Genomic DNA, 1,972 nt, shown 5'->3' with positions numbered 1-1,972 from the left:
GCGAGCCAGTCCTCGTAGCGGGTGGCGGCCAGGCGTGCGTCGGGTCCTGCGATCAGGACGTCACCCTCGACGGCGGCGAACATGCCCGCCTTCTCGTCGGTGACGACGGAGCGGGGGTCCTTGCGGGCCGCCAGCGTGCGGCGGCCGAGCTCGTCGAGCGGGAAGACGTCGGGGCCCGCGACGTCGAGCGTGCCGTTGCGCGGCGGGGCGGTGGTGACGTCGGCGAGGGCCTGGACCACGTCGGCGGTCGCCAGGGGCTGGATGCGCGTGGCGGGCAGCCGGACGGTCTGCTCGTCGGAGGTCCAGGACAGGACCGCGTCCATGAACTCGAAGAACTGGGTGGCGCGCACGATCGAGTACGGGGTGGGTCCCTGCCGCAGCAGGTCCTCCTGGAGGGTCTTCGCGCGGTAGTAGTCCAGCTGCGGCACCTGGTCGACGCCGACGATGGAGAGGATGACCTGGTGGCGGACGCCGGCGCGCTCCCCCGCGGCCAGGAGGTTGCCGGTGGTGGTGCGGAAGAAGTCCGGGGACGCTTCGTCGAACGTGGGCGAGTTCGACACGTTGACGACCGTGTCCGCGCCCTTGAGTGCCTCGTCGAGGCCCGCGCCGGTGAGCAGGTCGACTCCCGTCGACAGGGACGAGGCGACGACCTCGTGTCCCGCCTCGCGAAGCCGGGCGACGAGCTGCGAACCGATCAGTCCGGTACCGCCGATGACCGTGATGTTCATGATCGTGCCCTTCTGTGAACCGAGTTTCCCTGCTGCGCAAACTCGGATACCTGTTGTCCGAGATGATACTCGGATAGCCTGTATCCGAGTCAACTGGGAGGGCGCATGAAACTGTCCGGCGGCGTGGAATGGGCACTGCACTGCTGTGTGGTGCTCACCGCGGCAACCGAGCCGGTCCCGGCTGCCCGGCTGGCGCAGCTGCACGACGTCTCGCCCAGCTACCTGGCCAAGCAGATGCAGGCGCTTTCGCGGGCGGATCTGGTGAAGTCCGTCCAGGGCAAGACAGGCGGCTACGTCCTGACCAAGCCGGCCGCCGACATCGCGGTCCTGGACGTGGTGCAGGCCGTCGACGGGGCGAGCCCGGCGTTCGTCTGCACCGAGATCCGCCAGCGCGGCCCCTTCGGGACGCCGCCCGATGACTGCACCAAGGCGTGTCCCATCGCCCGCGCGATGAGCGCGGCCGACGCCGCCTGGCGGGCATCCCTGCGGGAGGTCTCCATCGCCGACCTGGTCGGCACGGTGGAGCAGGACAGCGGACCCGACGCCCTGCCCGCCATCGGGACGTGGCTCAACGCGGCGAACGCCACGGACGGCTGAGGCCCCGCGCCGCGCGCCGCTCCACTTCTCCGGCCGTCATCGGCGCCTGGATGCCGTACACGTCGCCGACCCGCAGACGGTCGGGTGTGCTGTACTCGCCGCAGGTGGCGATGACCGAGACGGCCACACGGGAATCGGGCTGCCAGAACGTACGGAAGTACGGGGCGTTCGCCGGGAGTTCGGGGATCTCGACAAGCGGGACCCCGCGCCGGTCCAGGAGACGTCGCAGCTTGCCGAACCGGAGCCGCGGCGTGAACCGGCCGTAGCGGGCACGCAGTTCCTCGTTGACGAGCGTGCGCTGCCGGTGCGCGAGTCGGTGCACCTGCAGGGTGAAGTGGTGGCCCGACCAGGGGTGGTCCGCGGAGGCCCGGTCCCAGAAGAACTCGGCGAGGCCGTAGTCACGGCACATGCTGCGGCCGCCGAAGACGTTCTCGGCGAAGCCCGTCCCGAGAACTTCGGTGACGTCGTCAGGAGAGGCCGCGGGACCCGCGCCGAGCACGGTGCCGGTGGTGACGACGTCGACGTAGAAGGCCAGGGAGTACGGGGTCAAGGTTGAGTCCTCGGTGCGGTGCCGTCCATCGGTTTCCCCAGTGAATCAACTCCCGGCGGTCGCCCGGCCACTGCAGCACACCTGTGACAGCCGGCCG

General features: G+C 70.3%; 3 protein-coding genes. 1 reads left to right on the top strand and 2 read right to left on the bottom strand.

The window, feature by feature from the left end:
* A partial coding sequence (locus ACQKIP_RS46140; RefSeq protein ID WP_427745736.1) for an SDR family oxidoreductase occupies positions 1-728 on the bottom strand: 728 nt, incomplete at its 3' end.
* Between the two features lie 105 nt (positions 729-833).
* Here ACQKIP_RS46140 and ACQKIP_RS46135 point away from each other — a divergent pair.
* On the top strand, positions 834-1,325 hold the full coding sequence (locus ACQKIP_RS46135) for an RrF2 family transcriptional regulator (protein ID WP_365856513.1): 492 nt from the start codon (positions 834-836) through the stop codon (positions 1,323-1,325).
* Here ACQKIP_RS46135 and ACQKIP_RS46130 read toward each other — a convergent pair.
* Complete coding sequence (locus ACQKIP_RS46130; protein ID WP_365856511.1) at positions 1,297-1,875, bottom strand: hypothetical protein; 579 nt, start codon at positions 1,873-1,875, stop codon at positions 1,297-1,299. The two genes, ACQKIP_RS46135 and ACQKIP_RS46130, sit on opposite strands and share 29 nt — an antisense overlap.
* Between the last annotated feature and the right edge of the window lie 97 nt (positions 1,876-1,972).

It is taken from the genome of Streptomyces sp. NPDC059900, from assembly GCF_050270335.1.
Classification (GTDB): domain Bacteria; phylum Actinomycetota; class Actinomycetes; order Streptomycetales; family Streptomycetaceae; genus Streptomyces.
The sequence above is the reverse complement of the archived record's forward strand: the minus strand, read 5'-3'. Positions and strand labels throughout refer to the sequence as shown.

What these genes read in the sequence shown, in the direction of transcription:
- ACQKIP_RS46135 (WP_365856513.1), top strand. Translation starts at nt 834, where the DNA reads ATGAAACTGTCCGGCGGCGTGGAATGGGCACTGCACTGCTGTGTGGTG.